Annotated in this window: 19 protein-coding genes; 11 read left to right on the top strand and 8 right to left on the bottom strand. The window is 71.8% G+C overall.

What is annotated here, in order from left to right; all coding sequences use genetic code 11:
• Position 1: 1 nt before the first annotated feature.
• Positions 2–517: a SprT-like domain-containing protein gene (locus tag ACI3EY_RS02055; RefSeq protein WP_405038623.1), complete on the bottom strand. Its 516-nt coding sequence runs from the start codon at positions 515–517 to the stop codon at positions 2–4.
• A gap of 54 nt (positions 518–571) precedes the next feature.
• Here ACI3EY_RS02055 and ACI3EY_RS02050 point away from each other — a divergent pair, with 54 nt between their 5' ends.
• Together ACI3EY_RS02050 and ACI3EY_RS02045 are read left to right on the top strand one after the other, a co-directional pair.
• Complete coding sequence (locus tag ACI3EY_RS02050) at positions 572–958, top strand: DUF6394 family protein (RefSeq protein ID WP_405038622.1); 387 nt, start codon at positions 572–574, stop codon at positions 956–958.
• A 13-nt stretch (positions 959–971) separates the two neighbouring features.
• Positions 972–2,738 carry an NAD-binding protein gene (locus ACI3EY_RS02045; RefSeq protein ID WP_405038621.1) on the top strand — a complete coding sequence of 589 codons (1,767 nt, stop codon included), beginning with the start codon at positions 972–974 and terminating at the stop codon, positions 2,736–2,738.
• 45 nt (positions 2,739–2,783) lie between these two features.
• On the opposite strand, the gene ACI3EY_RS02040 is transcribed toward ACI3EY_RS02045, so the two are convergent.
• Positions 2,784–3,296 carry a hypothetical protein gene (locus ACI3EY_RS02040; protein ID WP_405038620.1) on the bottom strand — a complete coding sequence of 171 codons (513 nt, stop codon included), beginning with the start codon at positions 3,294–3,296 and terminating at the stop codon, positions 2,784–2,786.
• Positions 3,297–3,343: 47 nt separating this feature from the next.
• On the opposite strand from ACI3EY_RS02040, the gene ACI3EY_RS02035 reads away from it, so the two are divergent.
• Together ACI3EY_RS02035 and ACI3EY_RS02030 are read left to right on the top strand one after the other, a co-directional pair.
• On the top strand, positions 3,344–3,490 hold the full coding sequence (locus ACI3EY_RS02035; protein ID WP_405039229.1) for a hypothetical protein: 147 nt from the start codon (positions 3,344–3,346) through the stop codon (positions 3,488–3,490).
• Between the two features lie 43 nt (positions 3,491–3,533).
• Positions 3,534–4,034, top strand: a complete 501-nt coding sequence (locus tag ACI3EY_RS02030) for a DUF427 domain-containing protein (protein ID WP_405038619.1) — start codon at positions 3,534–3,536, stop codon at positions 4,032–4,034.
• A gap of 13 nt (positions 4,035–4,047) precedes the next feature.
• Here ACI3EY_RS02030 and ACI3EY_RS02025 read toward each other — a convergent pair whose 3' ends face one another.
• Positions 4,048–4,980: a LysR family transcriptional regulator gene (locus ACI3EY_RS02025; RefSeq protein WP_405038618.1), complete on the bottom strand. Its 933-nt coding sequence runs from the start codon at positions 4,978–4,980 to the stop codon at positions 4,048–4,050.
• Between the two features lie 72 nt (positions 4,981–5,052).
• Here ACI3EY_RS02025 and ACI3EY_RS02020 point away from each other — a divergent pair, with 72 nt between their 5' ends.
• From ACI3EY_RS02020 to ACI3EY_RS02000, 5 genes are all read left to right on the top strand, one after another.
• Positions 5,053–7,095, top strand: coding sequence for an oxidoreductase (locus ACI3EY_RS02020; protein ID WP_405039228.1), 2,043 nt, complete (start codon positions 5,053–5,055; stop codon positions 7,093–7,095).
• Between the two features lie 34 nt (positions 7,096–7,129).
• Positions 7,130–8,383, top strand: coding sequence for an aromatic ring-hydroxylating oxygenase subunit alpha (locus tag ACI3EY_RS02015; protein WP_405039227.1), 1,254 nt, complete (start codon positions 7,130–7,132; stop codon positions 8,381–8,383).
• A complete protein-coding gene (locus ACI3EY_RS02010; protein WP_405039226.1) occupies positions 8,380–9,465 on the top strand; it encodes an FAD-binding oxidoreductase in 1,086 nt (361 codons plus the stop codon). Before ACI3EY_RS02015 ends, ACI3EY_RS02010 begins: the two co-directional genes overlap by 4 nt.
• 187 nt (positions 9,466–9,652) lie before the next feature.
• A complete protein-coding gene (locus tag ACI3EY_RS02005; protein ID WP_405038614.1) occupies positions 9,653–10,198 on the top strand; it encodes a hypothetical protein in 546 nt (181 codons plus the stop codon).
• Positions 10,199–10,422: 224 nt separating this feature from the next.
• The gene (locus ACI3EY_RS02000) at positions 10,423–10,626 is read left to right on the top strand and encodes a cold-shock protein (RefSeq protein ID WP_405038613.1); all 204 of its coding nucleotides are present in this window, start codon (positions 10,423–10,425) and stop codon (positions 10,624–10,626) included.
• A gap of 181 nt (positions 10,627–10,807) precedes the next feature.
• Here the strand turns inward: ACI3EY_RS02000 and ACI3EY_RS01995 are convergent, their stop codons facing one another.
• Both ACI3EY_RS01995 and ACI3EY_RS01990 read right to left on the bottom strand, forming a co-directional pair.
• Entirely contained in the window at positions 10,808–11,179 is a 372-nt protein-coding gene (locus ACI3EY_RS01995) for a GntR family transcriptional regulator (protein ID WP_405038612.1), read from the bottom strand.
• A complete protein-coding gene (locus ACI3EY_RS01990; protein ID WP_405039225.1) occupies positions 11,179–12,111 on the bottom strand; it encodes a hypothetical protein in 933 nt (310 codons plus the stop codon). Before ACI3EY_RS01990 ends, ACI3EY_RS01995 begins: the two co-directional genes overlap by 1 nt.
• 111 nt (positions 12,112–12,222) lie before the next feature.
• Between ACI3EY_RS01990 and ACI3EY_RS01985 the strand changes: the two genes are divergently transcribed.
• Both ACI3EY_RS01985 and ACI3EY_RS01980 read left to right on the top strand, forming a co-directional pair.
• Entirely contained in the window at positions 12,223–12,774 is a 552-nt protein-coding gene (locus ACI3EY_RS01985) for a GNAT family N-acetyltransferase (protein ID WP_405039224.1), read from the top strand.
• Between the two features lie 209 nt (positions 12,775–12,983).
• Positions 12,984–13,442 carry a GNAT family N-acetyltransferase gene (locus ACI3EY_RS01980; protein ID WP_405038608.1) on the top strand — a complete coding sequence of 153 codons (459 nt, stop codon included), beginning with the start codon at positions 12,984–12,986 and terminating at the stop codon, positions 13,440–13,442.
• 9 nt (positions 13,443–13,451) lie between these two features.
• On the opposite strand, the gene ACI3EY_RS01975 is transcribed toward ACI3EY_RS01980, so the two are convergent.
• From ACI3EY_RS01975 to ACI3EY_RS01965, 3 genes are all read right to left on the bottom strand, one after another.
• Positions 13,452–14,939, bottom strand: a complete 1,488-nt coding sequence (locus tag ACI3EY_RS01975) for a potassium/proton antiporter (RefSeq protein ID WP_405038607.1) — start codon at positions 14,937–14,939, stop codon at positions 13,452–13,454.
• Positions 14,940–15,058: 119 nt separating this feature from the next.
• Positions 15,059–16,267 carry an AAA family ATPase gene (locus ACI3EY_RS01970; protein WP_405039223.1) on the bottom strand — a complete coding sequence of 403 codons (1,209 nt, stop codon included), beginning with the start codon at positions 16,265–16,267 and terminating at the stop codon, positions 15,059–15,061.
• A gap of 114 nt (positions 16,268–16,381) precedes the next feature.
• Positions 16,382–16,657 (bottom strand): WXG100 family type VII secretion target, encoded by a 276-nt coding sequence (locus ACI3EY_RS01965; RefSeq protein WP_405038605.1) that lies wholly within the window; start codon positions 16,655–16,657, stop codon positions 16,382–16,384.
• Positions 16,658–16,661 lie beyond the last annotated feature (4 nt).

The raw sequence follows: 16,661 nt of genomic DNA, 5'->3' as shown, positions 1-16,661 counted from the left end.
GCTACGCCCGGAGCCGGAGGTACTCCATCGCCGCACGCACCTGCGGGCCCAGCTGCTCGGTGGCCACCGGGGAGCCGTCGTGGCTCCAGCGCAGCACCCGGTCCAGCGTCGGCACCCCGCGGCACCGGGTGCACACCAGCAACCGGGTCGGCCGGCGGTGCCGGTGCACCAGGTGGCCGGCGGCGCACCGGCCCTGCCAGCGGCCGGGGACGACCGGTTGGTCGCCCTGGTAGCACCGGGCGCCGGTGGCGCCGAGCGCGAGCGCGCGGGCACGCCATACCGCGTCGTGGCCGTGCCGCGGCCCGACCAGCGCGTGCGCGATCTCGTGCAGCACGGTCTCGCGCACCTCGGTCTCGTCGTGCGCCAGGGTGATGTGACGGCTCAGCGTGATCCGGCGGTCCCCGTGGTGACAGGCACCGGCCCGGACCTTGGCGCGGTCCCACGCGAAGGTCCAGCCCCGAAGCCCGTGCTCGGCGAGCAGCCCGGTGGCCAGACGCTGCGCGACGACCAGATCCATGGCGCACAGCATAGGAAGCGGCGCCGACAGACCTGCGGCGTTATCGTCGTGGGTGTGAACCTTGAAAAAGTCGTCTTCGGCTTCTTCGTGCTCCTTGCCGCGACGCTCAACTTCGGCTACGTGCTCGGCGACATCTCGGACCCGATGCTGCACAACGTCTACGAGCTGTACGCCGCCGTGGTGGTGAACATCATCGCCACCATCCTGAAGTTCGGGGACCGTACCCAGATCGGAGCGGTGCACCTGGCGACGAGCCTGGTCGCCAGCATCCAGCTCATCGTGGCCACGCTGGTCTGGATCTGGGCGCGGCACGTGGACTCAGGAGGGCTGACCGGGCACCACATGAGCAGCGTGGTCTCGATCGCGGCCGGGGCGCTCTTGGCCAACATCGTCTCGATCGTCCTGCTCGTCGTGGAGACCGTCTCCTACCGCCGCCGCTGACCCCCGCGCCCCCATGGCCAACCTCCTCCAGCTCCTGGCCCGCGGCAAGCCCGCGCGGGCCCGCCCGGACTCGCTGCGCCGGTACCGGGTGGACGTCCCTGCCGACCTGCCGACCACGGACGCGGTCTTCCTGGTGCTGCGGCGGGTCCGGACGCCCTTGGTCGTCATCGTCACCGTCTTCGCGGTGATGACCTTCGGGCTGAGCATGATGCCCGGCACCGAGGAGAACCCGGACCGGCTCACCGTCTTCGACAGCTTCTACGTCATCAGCTACACCGGCCTGACGATCGGCTACGGCGAGGTGCCGCACCCCTTCAGCTATGCCCAGCGGATGTGGGTGACGCTCACCATCTACGCCTGCGTCCTCGCCTGGTCCTACAGCATCGGCGCCCTGCTCAGCCTCTCCCAGGAGACCACGTTCCGGCAGGCGCTCAAGCTGCAGCGGTTCAGCCGCAAGGTCCGCAGCATCCAGCAGCCGTTCGTCCTGGTGGTGGGCTACGGCCAGGCCGGGGAGGCGGTCTGCCGGGCGCTGGAGGACCAGGGCCGTGACTTCGTGATCCTGGACGAGAACCCGGAACGGGTGCAGCAGCTGGCCATGGACGGCTACACCAGCGACCACCCGGGCTTCGCCGCCAGCGGTCGGGACCCGCGGATGCTCGGCCTGGCCGGGCTGGCGCACGACCACTGCGAGGCGGTCCTGGCGCTCACCGACAACGACGAGACCAATCTGTCGGTGGTGATGACGGTCAACCTGCTGCGTCCGGAGCTGATGGTCATCGCCCGGTGCAGCGACCGTGAGCACGCCCAGCAGATGCACGACTTCGCCGCCGACGTGGTGATCAACCCCTTCGACCGGTACGGGGCATACCTGGTGATGGCGCTGCGCCGCCCCTCCGGCTTCCGTCTGGCGTCCTGGCTGATGAGCAAGCGCGGTTCGGTGCTGCCGCACCGGCTGCAGCACCTGACCGAGGGCCAGTGGGTGGTCTGCGCCGACGGCAACTTCGGCTTCGAGGTGACCCGGGACCTGGAGAGCGCCGGGTTGGACGTGATACTGGTCGACCCGGCCGACGGGCGCCCGGACGTCTCCGACGCGGTCGGCTTCATCGCCGGCGCGGAGTCGGACATCGTCAACATGGCCAATGCCGCGCACGCCCGGATCGAGAACGACCAGCTGTTCATCGCGGTCCGGCAGAACTCCGCGATCAACGCGGCGCCGCTGATGGCCTTCGACGCCGACTCGGTCTTCATCCCCACCGAGCTGCTGGCCCGGGAGGCGGTCGCCCGGATCACCTCGCCGAACTACTGGAGCTTCATCGACCACGTGCTGCACGAGGACGACGAGTGGGACAGCCGGGTGATGGACGAGATCGTCTCGGTCGTCGGTGACGAGACGCCGTTGTCCAACCGGCTCGACCTGGACCACAACCTGGCCCCGGCCGCGGTCCGCTGGATGCAGGAGCACGAGCTCACCCTGGGCGACCTGCTGCGCGACCCCGAGGACCGGGACGTCCGGCTCGCGGTCTACCCCGCGGTGCTGGTCCGCGCCGGCCGCCGCACCTTCACCCCGCCGATGGACACGGTGCTGAAGGAGGGGGACACGCTGCTCTTCCTGGGCCGTGAGCTGGACCTGGCGGTGGTGCGTTCCACCGTCTTCCAGGACGCCTCGGTGGAGTACGTCGTGACCGGTCGTGAGGTGGCCACGGCGTGGGTGTTCCGTCAGCTGCAGCGGCTGACGGGCCGCCCCAAGCACCCCGACCTGCCGCCCACCCCGGCACCCTGAGCACGCCCCTTCCCGCTCCCCACCGAGCGTCGCGGATGGTTGCTCTCAGCGGCGCCGGACCTCGACGATGTGACCGACCACCCGGGACACCCAGCCCCGCTCGCGGCGCATCCAGCGGACGGCGACCAGGTTGGTCGGCACGACCACGAACTCCCCGGACGCCACCGCCAGGTCGGTGCCGAAGACGTCGGTGACCACCGACCAGCGCAGGTCGGTATGCCGGTGCAGGTGCTCCCCGACCGCCATCGCGTAGCGCTCCACGATCGCGTCGTGGTCGGTGCCGTCGTCCGCCAGCCACCCGGCGAGCGCCCGGTCCAGCCCGGTGCTGACCGAGGCGAGGTCGTCGACGTCGACGCCGTCCTGCTGGACGGCGGACACGCCGGCGTCGATCCGCGCCTGCTCGGACTCGCCGATCCGGCGCACCTCGGGGGACAGCGGCAGCTCCCCCACCGGGGCGTCCCCGGGGTCGGGCAGGGCCCGGACCCGGCCCTTCTCGGCGGCGTCGTCCTGCACGGTATGCCCGGTCACCCGCTGGCGGAGTCGGTCGAGGAGGCCCATGGACCCTGAGCGTATCCACGTCCGGTCGCTCGCGGTGCTGCTGTGGCATGCGGGGGTCCCGGTCCTGCCCACCGGTGACCCGGGACGGCGTGCTCGCCCGGACCGACAGCAACCACCTCAGCCGCACCCGTGCCCTGCAGCTGGCGGGCCCGTTGGGCGAGCAGCTGGCGGCGGTCCTCCACGACCCGCGGTGACCTCCGGCTTGGGCCAACCGCCGCCTCCCCCTATGGTCGGGGTATGCGCCAGCCCGAGTCCGCCCAGGACTACCCGCGTCCCCCGGCGGTCGACACCGACGGCGGGGAGCGTGTGCTGGTGCGGGTCGGGGGTCGGACGATCGCGGAGACGGTCGCCGCGATCCGGGTCCTGGAGACCACCCACCCGCCGACGTACTACCTGCCGCTGGGGGCCTTCGTCACCGGCGCCCTGCAGCCGGCCCGGGACAACCGGCGCACCACCTGCGAGTTCAAGGGTTCGGCGACCTACTTCGACCTGGTGGTCGACGGCACCCGGCTGAGCCGCGCCGCCTGGACCTACCCCGATCCCACCCCCGCCTTCGAGGCCCTCGCCGACCACGCCGCGGTGATGCCGGCCGTGGTGGACGGCGCGATCCACCCCGACGACGGGTGCTACGTGGACGGCGAGCGGGTGCAGCCCCAGGACGGCGGCTTCTACGGCGGCTGGATCACCTCGCGGGTCACCGGCCCGTTCAAGGGGGCACCGGGCACCGAGGGCTGGTGACCCTCCGCCTCGGTCAGCCCTCCCCCTCGACGTCCCGGCCCGACCGGTCCACCGCGGCCAGCCCGGTCAGTTCCCGCAGCGCGGCGGCGACCAACCGGTGGTCGGCACTGCCCGCCCGGATGCCGGTCCGCACCTGTCGAGCCGGGCTCGGGTCACCCTCCAGGGGCACCCGGACGATGTCGTAGCCCGAGGGCAACCGCGCCAGCCGCGGCACCAGCGCCACCCCCAGCCCGGCGCCCACCAGGGCGGCACCCGAGCCCCACTCCACGATCTCGTGGGCCAGCCGCGGGTTGAAGCCGGCCGCCAGGCACGAGGTCAGCACCATGTCGTGGTTGGGCCTGCCCGGATGATCCATGATCCACGGCTCGTCTGCCGTCTCGGCCAGCGGCACGCTGGTGCGGGCCGCCAGCCGGTGCCCGGCGTGCACCAGCAGGTCCAGCTTGTCGGCCATCAGCGGTCGCTGCTCGAAACGGGGGTCGGCCTCGGCGGGCAGGTCCTGGGTGGTGACCACCACCGCCACGTCCGCACGGCCGGCCAGCAGCAGCTCGAAGCACTCGTAGGGATCGGCCTCGATGAGCCGCACGTCAACGCCCGGGTGGGCGGCCAGCACAGCCGTGGCCACCGAGGGCAGCAGGGAGGCGGCGGCCGTGGAGAAGCCGCACAGGCCGAGGGTCGCCGGCACCCGGTCCGAGGTGTGCAGCAGCTCGGCATACATCCGCTCCCAGTCCGCGCGCAGCTGCTCGGCCTGCTCGACGAGCAGCCGCCCGGCCGGGGTGAGCCGCAGGGTCCGGCCCTGGCGGTGCAGCAGCGTCACCCCCAGCTCCGCGGACAGCGACCGGAGCTGGGCGGAGACCGCGGAGGGGGTGTAGCTCAACGACGCGGCGGCCTGGGTCACGGTGCCGTGCCAGGCCACCATCTGCAGGCTGCGCAACCGAGGGTCGATCATGCACGATGATTGCACGGTCGCGTGCGATTCTCTGCGATTTTCTTCTGTGGTCCCCGGCTCCACACTGAGGACGTGAGCACGCTCGACCCCCTCCTGCAGCCCTTCGACCTCGGTCCGCTCACGCTGCGCAACCGGGTGGTGAGCACCTCCCACGAACCGGCATACACCCACGACGGCATGCCGAAGGACCGCTACCGGCGCTACCACCTGGAGAAGGCCAAGGGCGGGGTGGGCCTGAGCATGATCGGCGGCTCCGCGGTGGTCGCCCCCGACAGCCCTCCGGCGTTCGGCAACATCCTGCTCTACAAGGACGAGGTGGTGCCGTGGTTCCAGCGGCTCGCGGACGACCTGCACGAGCACGACACCGCGGTGATGTGCCAGGTCACCCATCTCGGGCGGCGCAGCAGCAACTTCACCGCGGACTGGCTCCCGCTTGTCTACGCCGGGCACCAGCGCGAGCCCGCGCACCGCTCCTTCCCCAAGCAGGCCGAGCGCTGGGACATCGAGCGGATCATCACCCAGTACGCCGAGGCCGCGCAGCGGTGCCGGGCCGGGGGCCTGGACGGCATCGAGCTGCAGTCCTACGGGCACCTGCTGGACGGCTTCACGTCCCCCGCCACGAACCAGCGGGACGACGAGTTCGGCGGTGACCTGCACGGCCGGATGACCTTCGGGCTGCGGGTCGTGCAGGCGGTCCGCGCCGCGGTCGGCCCCGACTTCGTGGTCGGCATCCGGATGAGCATGGACGAGCAGACCCGGCCCGGGCTCGACCAGGACGAGGCGCTGCTGGCGCTCAAGCACTACCAGGAGGCCGGGGTCGACTTCCTGTCCGTGATCCGGGGCACCATCGACCGGGACGCCACCCTGGCCGAGGTGATCCCCTCGATGGGCACCCCGGCCGCCCCGCAGCTGGAGTTCGCCGGGCAGGTGCGCCGCGCGGTCGACCTGCCGGTGATGCACGCCGGGCGGATCTCCGACGTCGCCACCGCCCGGTATGCCGTCCGCGAGGGCCTGGTGGACCTGGTCGGGCTGACCCGGGCGCAGATGGCCGACCCCTACCTGGTGGCGAAGGTTCGGGCCGGGACCGAGGACCGGATCCGGCCCTGCGTCGGGGCGAACTACTGCCTGGACGCCATCTACGAGTCCGGGGACGCCAAGTGCATCCACAACCCGGCCACCGGGCGGGAGGAAACGCTGCCGCAGGTCGTCGACCTCAGCCCGGACCCGGGCCTGCGGGTGGTGGTCGTCGGGGCCGGCCCGGCCGGGCTGGAGGCGGCGCGGGTGCTCGGGGAGCGCGGTCACCGGGTGACGGTGCTGGAGGCCGCGGACGAGCCCGGCGGCCAGATCCGGCTGGCCGCCTCGGCGCCACGCCGCCGTGACCTGGTCGGGATCGTGGACTGGCGGGTCGCCGAGGCGAGGGTGCTGGGGGTCGAGCTGCGCTACGGGGTCTACGCCGAGGCCGAGGACGTGCTGGCGCTGGACCCGGACGTCGTGGTCGTGGCCACCGGCGGCCTGCCGAACACGACCTTCCTGAGCCAGGGCGCACACCTGGTCAAGGACACCTGGGACGTGATGGACGGCACCGTCCGACCCCGGGGCAGCGTCCTCGTCTACGACGACAACGGCAACGAGAGCGCGATGGGTGCCGCCGAGCTGCTCGCCCCCGTCGTCGCCGGGCTCGAGCTGGTCACCCCGGAGCGCACGCTCGCCGCCGCGGTCGGGAGCATGAACAGCCCGGCATACCTGCGCGCGTTCGCCGAGCACGACGTGCGCACCACCCTGGCCACCCGCCTGGTCGGGGTGAGTGCCGCCCCGGACGGACGGCTGGTGGCCCACCTGGGCAGCGACTACACCCCCACCACCTGGGAGCGCCTGGTCGACACCGTCGTCGTCGAGCACGGGACGCTGCCCAACGACGAGCTCTACCACGCGCTGGTGCCCGGCTCCAGCAACCTGGGTGAGGTCGACCAGCAGGCGCTGCTGGACGGGCGGCCCCAGCAGATCCGTACGCACCCGGAGGGCCGCTACCAGCTCTTCCGGATCGGTGACGCCGTCGCCAGCCGCAACATCCACGCCGCCATCTACGACGCGCTGCGCCTGTGCATGGCGATCTGAGGCGCGCCGCTCCTCACCCCGCAGAGAGGCAGACATGAGCATCGACACCCGGCCCACGGAGGACCTCGGCTCGCTGCTGCGCGAGCGCGTCCCCGGTATGCCGCTGGCGGGCCCCTTCTACACCTCCCCGGAGATCTTCGAGGCGGACCTGGCGACGATCTTCGGGCAGCACTGGTTCTTCGCCGCGACCGAGGCCGAGATCCCCGAGCCCGGCGACTACGTGACCATCACCCTGGGCACCACCTCGGTGATCGTGCTGCGCGACGACGACGAGCAGGTGCGCGCCTTCCACAACGTGTGCCGGCACCGCGGTGCCCGGCTGCTGCCGGAACGTTCCGGCTCGGTGGGCAACCTGGTCTGCGGCTACCACTCCTGGACCTACGGCACCGACGGACGGCTGCTCTTCGCCCCGGGGCAGCCGGCCGGCCTGGATCCCTCCTGCTGGGGGCTGCGGACGGTCCCGCTGCGCAGCATCTCCGGCCTGGTCTTCCTGTGCCTGGCCGCCGAGCCACCGGCGGACCTCGAGGACGTGGCCGCCCGGCTCACGCCCTACCTGGAGAAGCACCGGCTGACCGACGCCAAGGTCGCCGCTCAGGTCGACCTGGTCGAGGACGGCAACTGGAAGCTGGTGATGGAGAACAACCGTGAGTGCTACCACTGCGACGGTCACCCCGAGCTGTCCGCGACCTTCTTCCTGACCTACGGGCTGGCCGAGGACGAGGTGCCGGAGCGGCTGCGCCCCGACCACGAGCGCTACCTCGCCGCGGAGCGGGACCTGCTGGCCACCTGCGCGCGGCTGGACCTGCCGCACACCCGGATCGAGGAGCTGTCCGCCCCGGCCACCGGCTTCCGGGTGCAGCGGGAGCCGCTCGACGGTCGGGGCGAGTCCTTCAGCACCGACGGGGCGGCCCTGTGCCGGCGGCTGCTCGGGCACGTCGACACCACCCGCCTGGGACGGCTGTCGATCCACACCCAGCCGAACGCGTGGTTCCACGTGATGTCCGACCACGCCGTGGTCTTCTCGGTGCTGCCGCTGGCGGCCGACCGGACGCTGGTCCGCACCACCTGGCTGGTGGACCAGGACGCGGTGGAGGGTGTCGACTACGACGTCGACGCGCTGACCCACGTGTGGCGCGAGACCAATGCCCAGGACGGCGCCTTCGTGGCCCGTGCCCAGGAGGGGGTGTCGAGTCCCGCCTACACACCGGGGCCGTACATGCCCAGCGAGTACCAGGTGGACGAGTTCGTCACCTGGTACGTCGCACGGATGTGTGAGGCGACGCCGTGACCGCCGTGCTGGAGCCGGTCACCCGGTCCACGCCCACGCCGCTGCCGGGCGGGGGCGCCGCCTTCGACCTCGAGGTCCGCGTGAAGGCGGTCGTCGCCGTCACCCATGACGTCTCCACCTTCGTGCTGGAACCGCCCGGGCCGCGCGCGTTCTCCTTCGCGCCGGGGCAGTACCTGGTGCTCAGCGTCACGGTCGACGGGCGACGGCTGCAGCGCTGCTACACGATCTCCTCCCCGCCGACCCGTCCGCACCTGCTCACGATCACCGTCAAGCGCACCCCGGGCGGGCCGGTCTCGACCTACCTGCACGACCAGGTCAGGGTCGGCTCCCGGCTGCAGGTCAGCGGACCGTACGGGGACTTCTCGCTGGCCGGCTACCCCAGCGACCGCTACCTGCTGCTGTCCGCGGGCAGCGGCATCACCCCGATGCTGTCGATGACCCGGACGCTGGCGGACCTGGCCGAGAGCGCCGACGTGGCCTTCGTGCACAGCGCCCGCACCCCGGCGGACCTCATCTGCCGGACCGAGCTGGAGGCGCTGGCCGCCGGTGGCCTGACGCTGCGGCTCAGCGCGATCTGCGAGGGCATCGACCCGGGTCAGGTATGGGTGGGGCCACGCGGGCGGCTCGGGGCACCGCTGCTGCAGGCCCTGGTGCCGGACGTGGCGCAGCGCGAGGTCTTCCTCTGCGGGCCCCCGCCCTACATGGCCGCGATGTCCGCCGCGCTGCGGGAGCTGGGGGTGCCGCCGCAACGGTGCCACCTGGAGAGCTTCACCCTCCCCGAGGTCGCCCCGGCCTCCCCGGTCGCGGCGACCGCGGTGGCCACGCGGTCCGTGGAGTTCCGTCGCAGCGGCCGCACGGTGCCCTGCCCCGAGGGGACCACCGTGCTGCAGGCCGCGGTCGCCGCGGGGGTGCCCTTACGCTCGGCCTGCGGCCAGGGCCTCTGCGGCACCTGCAAGTCGGACCTGCTCAGCGGGGACGTCGACATCCGGCACGCGGGGGGTATCCGTCCTCGGGAGATCGCCGCCGGGAAGTTCCTGCCCTGCTGCTCATACCCCTTGGGGGATGTCGTCGTCGACGCCTGAGGAGCATGAGACTCGTCACAGTCAGGGGCTGAGGGGGCGGACGAGGCTGCTGGGCGTCCAGGGGCGTGCCAAACTAGGCAGTTGCCCTGCCGCGGCCACCGCCGTCACCTGGTGATGTGCGTGCCGACGACCGCGCGGGCGACATTTCTGCCCCGAACGGGGCTATCCGTGAGATAGAGGAGCACATATGCGACGCGCACTGACGATCCTGACCGCACTGACCGCCGTGACGGTCCTGGGGGCCTGCAGCGACGACGAGAGCACCGACGACACCGGCAGCAACGTCTCCGAGGAGACCGGCGCCGAGGAGGACATGGAGTCCGACGACGCGATGGAGTCCGAGGACATGGGCGACGCGGCGACCGAGTCCGAGGGCGCCATGGGCGGGGAGTCCATGGGCGACCCGGTCTGCGACGAGTTCTTCGCCGGCCAGGGCACCCCGCTGGCCGAGCGCGCCGACACCCAGCGCGACCTGCTGGGCACCGGTGACGACCTGGACCCCGTGTCCTTCTCCGAGGTGACGCTGCTCTCCGGTCGCATCTCCGACCTGGTGGACTCCGCCGAGGGCGACCAGTCCGCCCTCCTGGAGCGGATCAACGCCCCGTTCCAGGAGGTCAACGACGCGGTCATCGAGGACGACACCCGGCTGGAGGAGTCCATCGAGATCCCGTCGGTCGACGTCGAGGACTCGGCCGCCGCGCAGGACGAGTTCATGGCGGCCTGCGAGGGCTGACCGACCCCGTTCGGGGTGACGAGGGGACCGGCTCCGCCGGTCCCCTCCGCCATGGCTGGGCCGCAAGGGCGAACCCGTGCTAGCGTGGCATTGACTAGCCGTACCAGTGTCCTTCGAGATTGCGCACCCCGGTAGCCCGGAAGCGTCATCCTGAGCACATCTTCGGTAGTCCGGAGGCACCGCAGACGTGGGTCCCGACAGCGATAAAGATTGAGGCAACACCAGTGGCTACTGGCACCGTGAAGTGGTTCAACGCCGAAAAGGGTTTCGGTTTCATCGAGCAGGACGGCGGCGGCGCTGACGTCTTCGTTCACTACTCTGCCATCGAGAGCTCGGGTTACCGTGAGCTCGCGGAGGCGCAGAAGGTGGAGTTCGACGTGACGCAGGGCCCCAAGGGCCCGCAGGCGGAGAAGGTCCGGCCCCTCTGAGCTGACCCACACACCTACAAGAAGCCCCACGCCTTCGGGCGTGGGGCTTCTTGCATGCCCGGGCTGGGAGACGGCTCCCCCTCTCTTCACCGACCGGGCGAGCGTTGTGCAACCACCGGGCGAGCGTTATGCCCCCACCGGGACACCGCCTCCCCCTCCGTCACCCCTCGCCGGTATGCCCTCAGGCCCGCAGCGCCTGCCGCACCAGCATCAGCGCTTCGTGCGGCGGCAGCCCCAGCTCCCGCACGGTCCGGGCATACGTGGCGGCAGCACTCTGTGCGGCAGCCCTACCGGTCGTCGGTGCGGCCCCGACCCTGGCCGCATCGGCGACGTAGGTGCCCGCCCGGCCCCGACCGACGAGCACCCCGGCCGCCTCCAGCTCACGGTAGGCGCGCGCGACCGTGTTGGGGGCGATGCCGAGGTCACCGGCCAGTCGACGGACCGTGGGCAGCCGCTCACCCGGGGCCAGCGACCCCTCGGCGACCTGAGCGGTGACCTGGTCGCGGAGCTGGGCGAAGGGCGGCTCGTCCGCGGACGGATCGACCCGGAGCATCAGGCGCGCCCCGCGCGGGCGGCGGTCCCGACCATCCGTCCGCCCCAGAGCCGGGACCGGGTGTGCTGCATCTCGTTGCCACCCCAGCGCAGCGTCGCTGCCAGGGCACCGAACGCCAGCAGGGGCGGCACGACATACCCGGCGATGAGCAGCCACAGACTCCAGCCGGGCCCGACCTGCCCCTGAGCCTGGGCGGCGACCGAGGCGGCGTCGTCGAGCACGGACCCGCACACGATCAGCGCGAAGACGGCGACCAGCGCGGGCGGGAAGACCACCGACGACAGGGTGCTGGCCCGCACCAGGTCCTGCCAGAAGAGGTCGACCTCGCCCCGGGCCGGTTGCGGTGCCGCCAGCACGGCACGGACCGCCAGCACCGACAGCAGCGACAGGACCGGGATCGCGGCAGCCAGGAGCGGAAGGGGGCTGCGCCAGATGGTGTCGGCGTCGAACCACGGCGACCAGGACAGGGCGAGCGCGGTGAGCAGCACCACCAGGCCGAGCGCGATGAAGAGCGGGACGAGGACGCGCACGAGCGGCGGCAGGTAGTCCGCCAAACTCGGGGAGGTCGCCCTCGCCGTCCGCGGCCCGTCGACCGGCGGCCCGGGACGCAAGATCTCGACCACGGCAAGACCGCCTGCGCCGAAGACGAACATCGCCGACAGCACGAGGTAGCTGCCGGTGGAGTCCTCGCCGCGCCCGGGACCCAGCAGTGCCCACCCGAGCAGGAGCAGCCCGGCCAGGGCGACACCCCCACCGACGCCCCACGCACGGCGCGCCATCCGTGCCTCCAGGGCATCGACCTGGTCGGCGGGGACCGTGGTCCCGGCCTGCCGGGCGAGCCGACGGGTGAGGTGGGAGCGGTATGCCGCACTGAACGGCAGCAGAGCGGCGACCGCCCCGACCAGGGTGAGAACGATGGCGTCGAGCAACATGGTGGGCCTCCTTTGTGTTGCCACAAAGATAGGCCGACCCGCACTTTGTGTCAACACAATCTACGGAGGGGTTCCGGCGCGTCCGGTCTGGCCCGATGACACGATGAGCCGGTGACCGTCCCGACCCTGACCGGCGACCGGGTGACCCTGCGCCCCGTCCGCCCCACCGACCGTGACGAACGCCGGCGCCACGGCTTCCACGCCGAGATCGAACGCGGCTTCGCCTCGCTGCGCGGGTCCGGTCCGATGAGCGGGGCGGAGGCGGACACCTGGTATGCCGCCGCGGTCGCCGCGGGCTCGGACCCCTCCCGGGTCGAGTGGATGATCGAGGCGGACGGGAGACTCGTCGGGGTGGTCCGCCTGCACTCGTTCCGGGAGGTCGACGTCAAGGCGTCCTTCTCCATCGGGCTGCTGCACCCGCGGCTGCTGGGACGAGGACTGGGCAGCGAGGCCACCCGGCTGGCGCTGCGGTATGCCTTCGGCACCCTCGGGCTGCACCGCGTCCAGCTACGGGTGCTCGCGTTCAACGAGGAGGCGATGACGATGTACCGGCGGTGCGGGTTCGTCGAGGAGGGCCGCGAGCGGGACAGCTGCCGGATGGGCGACACGTGGTTCGACGACGTCATCATGGGCATCCTCGAGCACGAGTTCCTCCGCGGCTGAGCCCCTGCGCATACCGGCGCCGGAACCGGGACCGCGAGCCTGGTCGGCTCAGAACCGCCACCGGGCGGCGATGCCGTCCGACCGCTCTCTTCTCGGCCCTGTCCCGGTATGCCTGGAACGACACGACGTCCACCTCGCGTCTGCACCTCGTGCTGCGGGGACAGACCCTCCCGGCCCCTCGCAGTCATCGATGATGGCAGGATCGGCGGATGGCCGTCTTCCGGGCAGTACGGGCTCACGCGGGCATGGTCGCGACCATGCTCGAGGCGTTCAACACCGAGTTCGATACGTGGACGCCTCCCCTGGACGTGCTGGAACGCCGCCTGGCGGCGATGCTCGACCGCGAGGACGTCGTCGTCCTGGTCTCCGGCGACCCGGACTCGCCCCTGGGCTTCGCGCTGATCACGCTGCGTCCCACCGCCTACCACGACGGCCCGTCGGCCGTCCTCGACGAGCTCTACGTCGCGCCTGCCGTGCGGGACCGCGGGCACGGCACCGAGCTGGTCCGGGCGATGTTCGACGCGCTCGGCGTCCGAGGCTGCGGCGAGATCCACATCAACGTGGACGAGGACGACCTCGACGCACGCCGGTTCTACGAGTCGCACGGGTTCCGGAACCATGAGCCCGGCACCGATGAACGCATGCTCTGCTACATCCAGGAGCTCTGAGCCCGGCGGTCAGCCCGGCCCGTCCAGGGTGACCAGCTCCCCCTCGGCAAGTCCCCCCGCCAGGTCCTGCAGGCAGCGCTCGACCGCCCGGTGCTGGGCCGAGGGAGCGAGCACGACCAGACGGTCCCCAGGCTCGAGCACGCTGTGCTGGGAGGGCGTGAAGGTGGTCCCGTCGCGCACCACCATGGAGACCGAGGCCGCGGGGGGCAACCCGAGCTCGAAGATGGTGGCACGGGCGACCAGCTCCTGCGGCAGCCGGTAGCGCAGGAAGCCGGCCTCCGACTCGCCGCTGCCGAGATCCCCGTCCGCGGACGCGCTGTGCTCCACCCTCAGACGGCGCGCGAGCCAAGGCAGCGCAGGCGCCTGCACCAGGGTGAAGACGACGACCAGCACGAACACGATGTCGAAGATCTCGGTGGCCGACTCCAGCCCCGCGCTGATCGGGAGGGTGGCCAGGACGATCGGGACGGCGCCCCGGAGCCCGGCCCAGGAGAGGAAGGCCTGGGACCGCCAGGGCATCCGGAACGGGCTCATCGTCACCAGCACCGAGAGGGGGCGCGCCACCAGCAGCAGGCCGCTACCGACGATGAGCGCCGGCAGCACGGCCTCGAGCAGCCGCCCCGGGCTGGCCAGCAGTCCCAGCAGGACGAACAGCCCGATCTGGGCGAGCCAGGCGAGTGCCTCCGCGAAGCCCCTGGTGTCGTCGGCGTGCGGCAGTCGAGCGTTGCCCAGCCGCACCGCCGCCACATAGACCGCCATGAAGGAGGAGGCGCCGAGCAGCCCGGCAGTGCCGTAGGCCAGCAGCGTCATGGCGATCGTGGCGATCGGGTAGAGGCCCACCGCCGGCAGCACGACCCGGCGCAGCGCCTGGCTGGCGACCCACGCGACCAGCAGACCCACGGCCACCCCGGCCACGAGCTGGAAGAGGATCTGCCCCCCGGTCACGACGACGTTGTTCTGGTCCCACCCGTCGGCCACGAGCAGCGCCACCAGGATCACCACCGGCGCGTCGTTGAAACCGGACTCGGCCTCCAGGGTGGCCCCCAGCCGCGGGGAGACCGGCAGCCGACGCAGCACGCTGAACACGGCGGCCGCGTCCGTCGAGGACACGATCGCCCCCAGCAGCAGTGCGGTCCGGAGGTCGACGTCCAGCAGCAGAAAGGTGATCCCCGAGGTCACCGCGACGCTGACCAGCACCCCGAGGGTGGCCAGCACCAGGGACTGCCCCAGCACCGGACGGATCACGGACCACCGGGTCGTCAACCCACCCTCGGCCAGGATGATGGCCAGCAGGAAGAGGCCGATGGCCTGGCTGAGCTCCGCGTCGTCGAACCGGAGCCCCAGACCAGCCTCGCCGAGCACCAGCCCCAGCCCCAGGTAGATCAGCAGCGTCGGCAGCCCGAGCCGGGTGGACAGGCGCACCGCGGCGACGGCCACCAGCAGGACCAGGCTGCCGACGACGATGGTGAGGTCCAGGTTGTCGACGATCAGGCTCACGGCTCGGCGGCTCCTTGTTCAGGGGTGGCGGCGCCGTCGACGGGCCAGGGGAATGTGGGCAACGTCGGTCGGCGGCACCGTATTCCCCGGGCACCGCACGCGTCACCCCGCGCACCGGGTCAGGTGTGCGCGCGCAGGTACCGTCCGAAGTGCGGGACGGTGAAGGCGATCCGACCCCGTTCGCCCGAGTAGATCAGGCCCTTCTTCAGCAGCGCGTCCCGCGCCGGGGACAGCGACTGAGCCTTACGGTCGAGGTGGGCGGCGATGTCGGCGGTGGCCACCGACTCGATCTCGTCGACGTCCTGACCGGACTCCACCTGGTCGGCGGCGATGTCCGCCATCGCCCGCAGGTACTCCCGCTCACCCGGGGTGGCCCGCTCGTAGCGCGACCCGAAGAACCCGACCGCCAGCTCGGCCTCGGCCTCCGGCCCGGCGACCCGGACGTCCTCGGCACCGATCGGCGAGCTCGGGGCCAGGTCCCAGACTTCCTTGCCGTAGGCCTGGATGAAGTAGGGGTAGCCGCCGGTCGCGGCATACATCACCTCCAGCGCCTCCGCGGACCAGGTGGCGTCCTCGTCCTCGGCCGGCAGCTGCAGCGCGCGGGCCGCTTCCTCCCGGGAGAGCCGATCGATCCGGCTGTAGCGGAAGAGCCGCTCGGAGTAGGACTTGCTCGCGGAGAGCACCGCCGGCAGGTGCGGCAGGCCCGCCCCGACGACGATCACCGGCAGCCCCGCCTGGGACAGCTCGTGGCAGGCCGCGCACAGCGCCGAGACGTCGTCGGGCTGCAGGTCCTGCATCTCGTCGATGAAGATCGCCACCCCCTTGCCCACGTCGGCGGCCAGCCCGCCCACGTCGGAGAGCAGCTCGACCAGGTCGATCTCGATGTCACCGGAGTCGGCCCGCCCGGACACGGCCGGGGCGTCGATACCCGGGTTCCAACGGTCCCGGAGCTTCGCTCCTGGCTGGTCCTTCTGGGCGAACGCCTTGACCACCCCGAGCACGTGGTCCAGGTCCTCACCCCGCGGGTGCCCCAGCTCCCGCACCGCCACGTGCAGCGCCGCCGCCATCGGACGGCGCATCCCCTGCTCCGGACGCGCCTCGTACTTGCCGGTCCCCCACCGGGAGCGGACCGCGGTCGAGCGCAGCGCGTTGAGCAGCACCGTCTTGCCGACCCCGCGCAGCCCGGTCAGCACCATGGACCGCTCGGGGCGACCCCGGGCGATGCGCTCCAGCACCACCCGGAACCTGTCCAGCTGCTCGTCACGGCCGGCGAGCTCGGGCGGGCGCTGGCCCGCGCCGGGGGCGTAGGGGTTACGGATCGGATCCACGATCGGACTGTATGCGGTGATCTAGTGGATCCGGCAGAGACACGCAGACGACAGCAGAGGGCCGGGCCGCGCAGGATGCGCGACCCGGCCCTCGGTGCAGACGGTCGGATGACCTCAGATGCGCTCGGACTCACCGGTCGCGGCAGCAAGGTTGTTGTGCTGCGTCCGGATGTCCTCCTTCGCCTCATTGAGGGCGTCCACCAGCTTCGGCGTCAGCGTGGGCTTGAAGGTGCCCCAGGCGTCCTTGAACTTCTCCGCGTTGGTACCGGTCCAGACGGTGTTGTTCAGCGACTTGTCGATGTCACCGGACACCCGCTCGATGTCCTGAGCGGAGGTGTCGAGCGTCTTGTGCAGGTCTCGCAGAGTTGCGAGTTCACCACCAACGGCCATGATG

Origin of the sequence: Serinicoccus shuyuelongi (genome assembly GCF_045032955.1) — a bacterium.
GTDB lineage: Bacteria > Actinomycetota > Actinomycetes > Actinomycetales > Dermatophilaceae > Ornithinicoccus.
The sequence above is the reverse complement of the archived record's forward strand: the minus strand, read 5'-3'. Positions and strand labels throughout refer to the sequence as shown.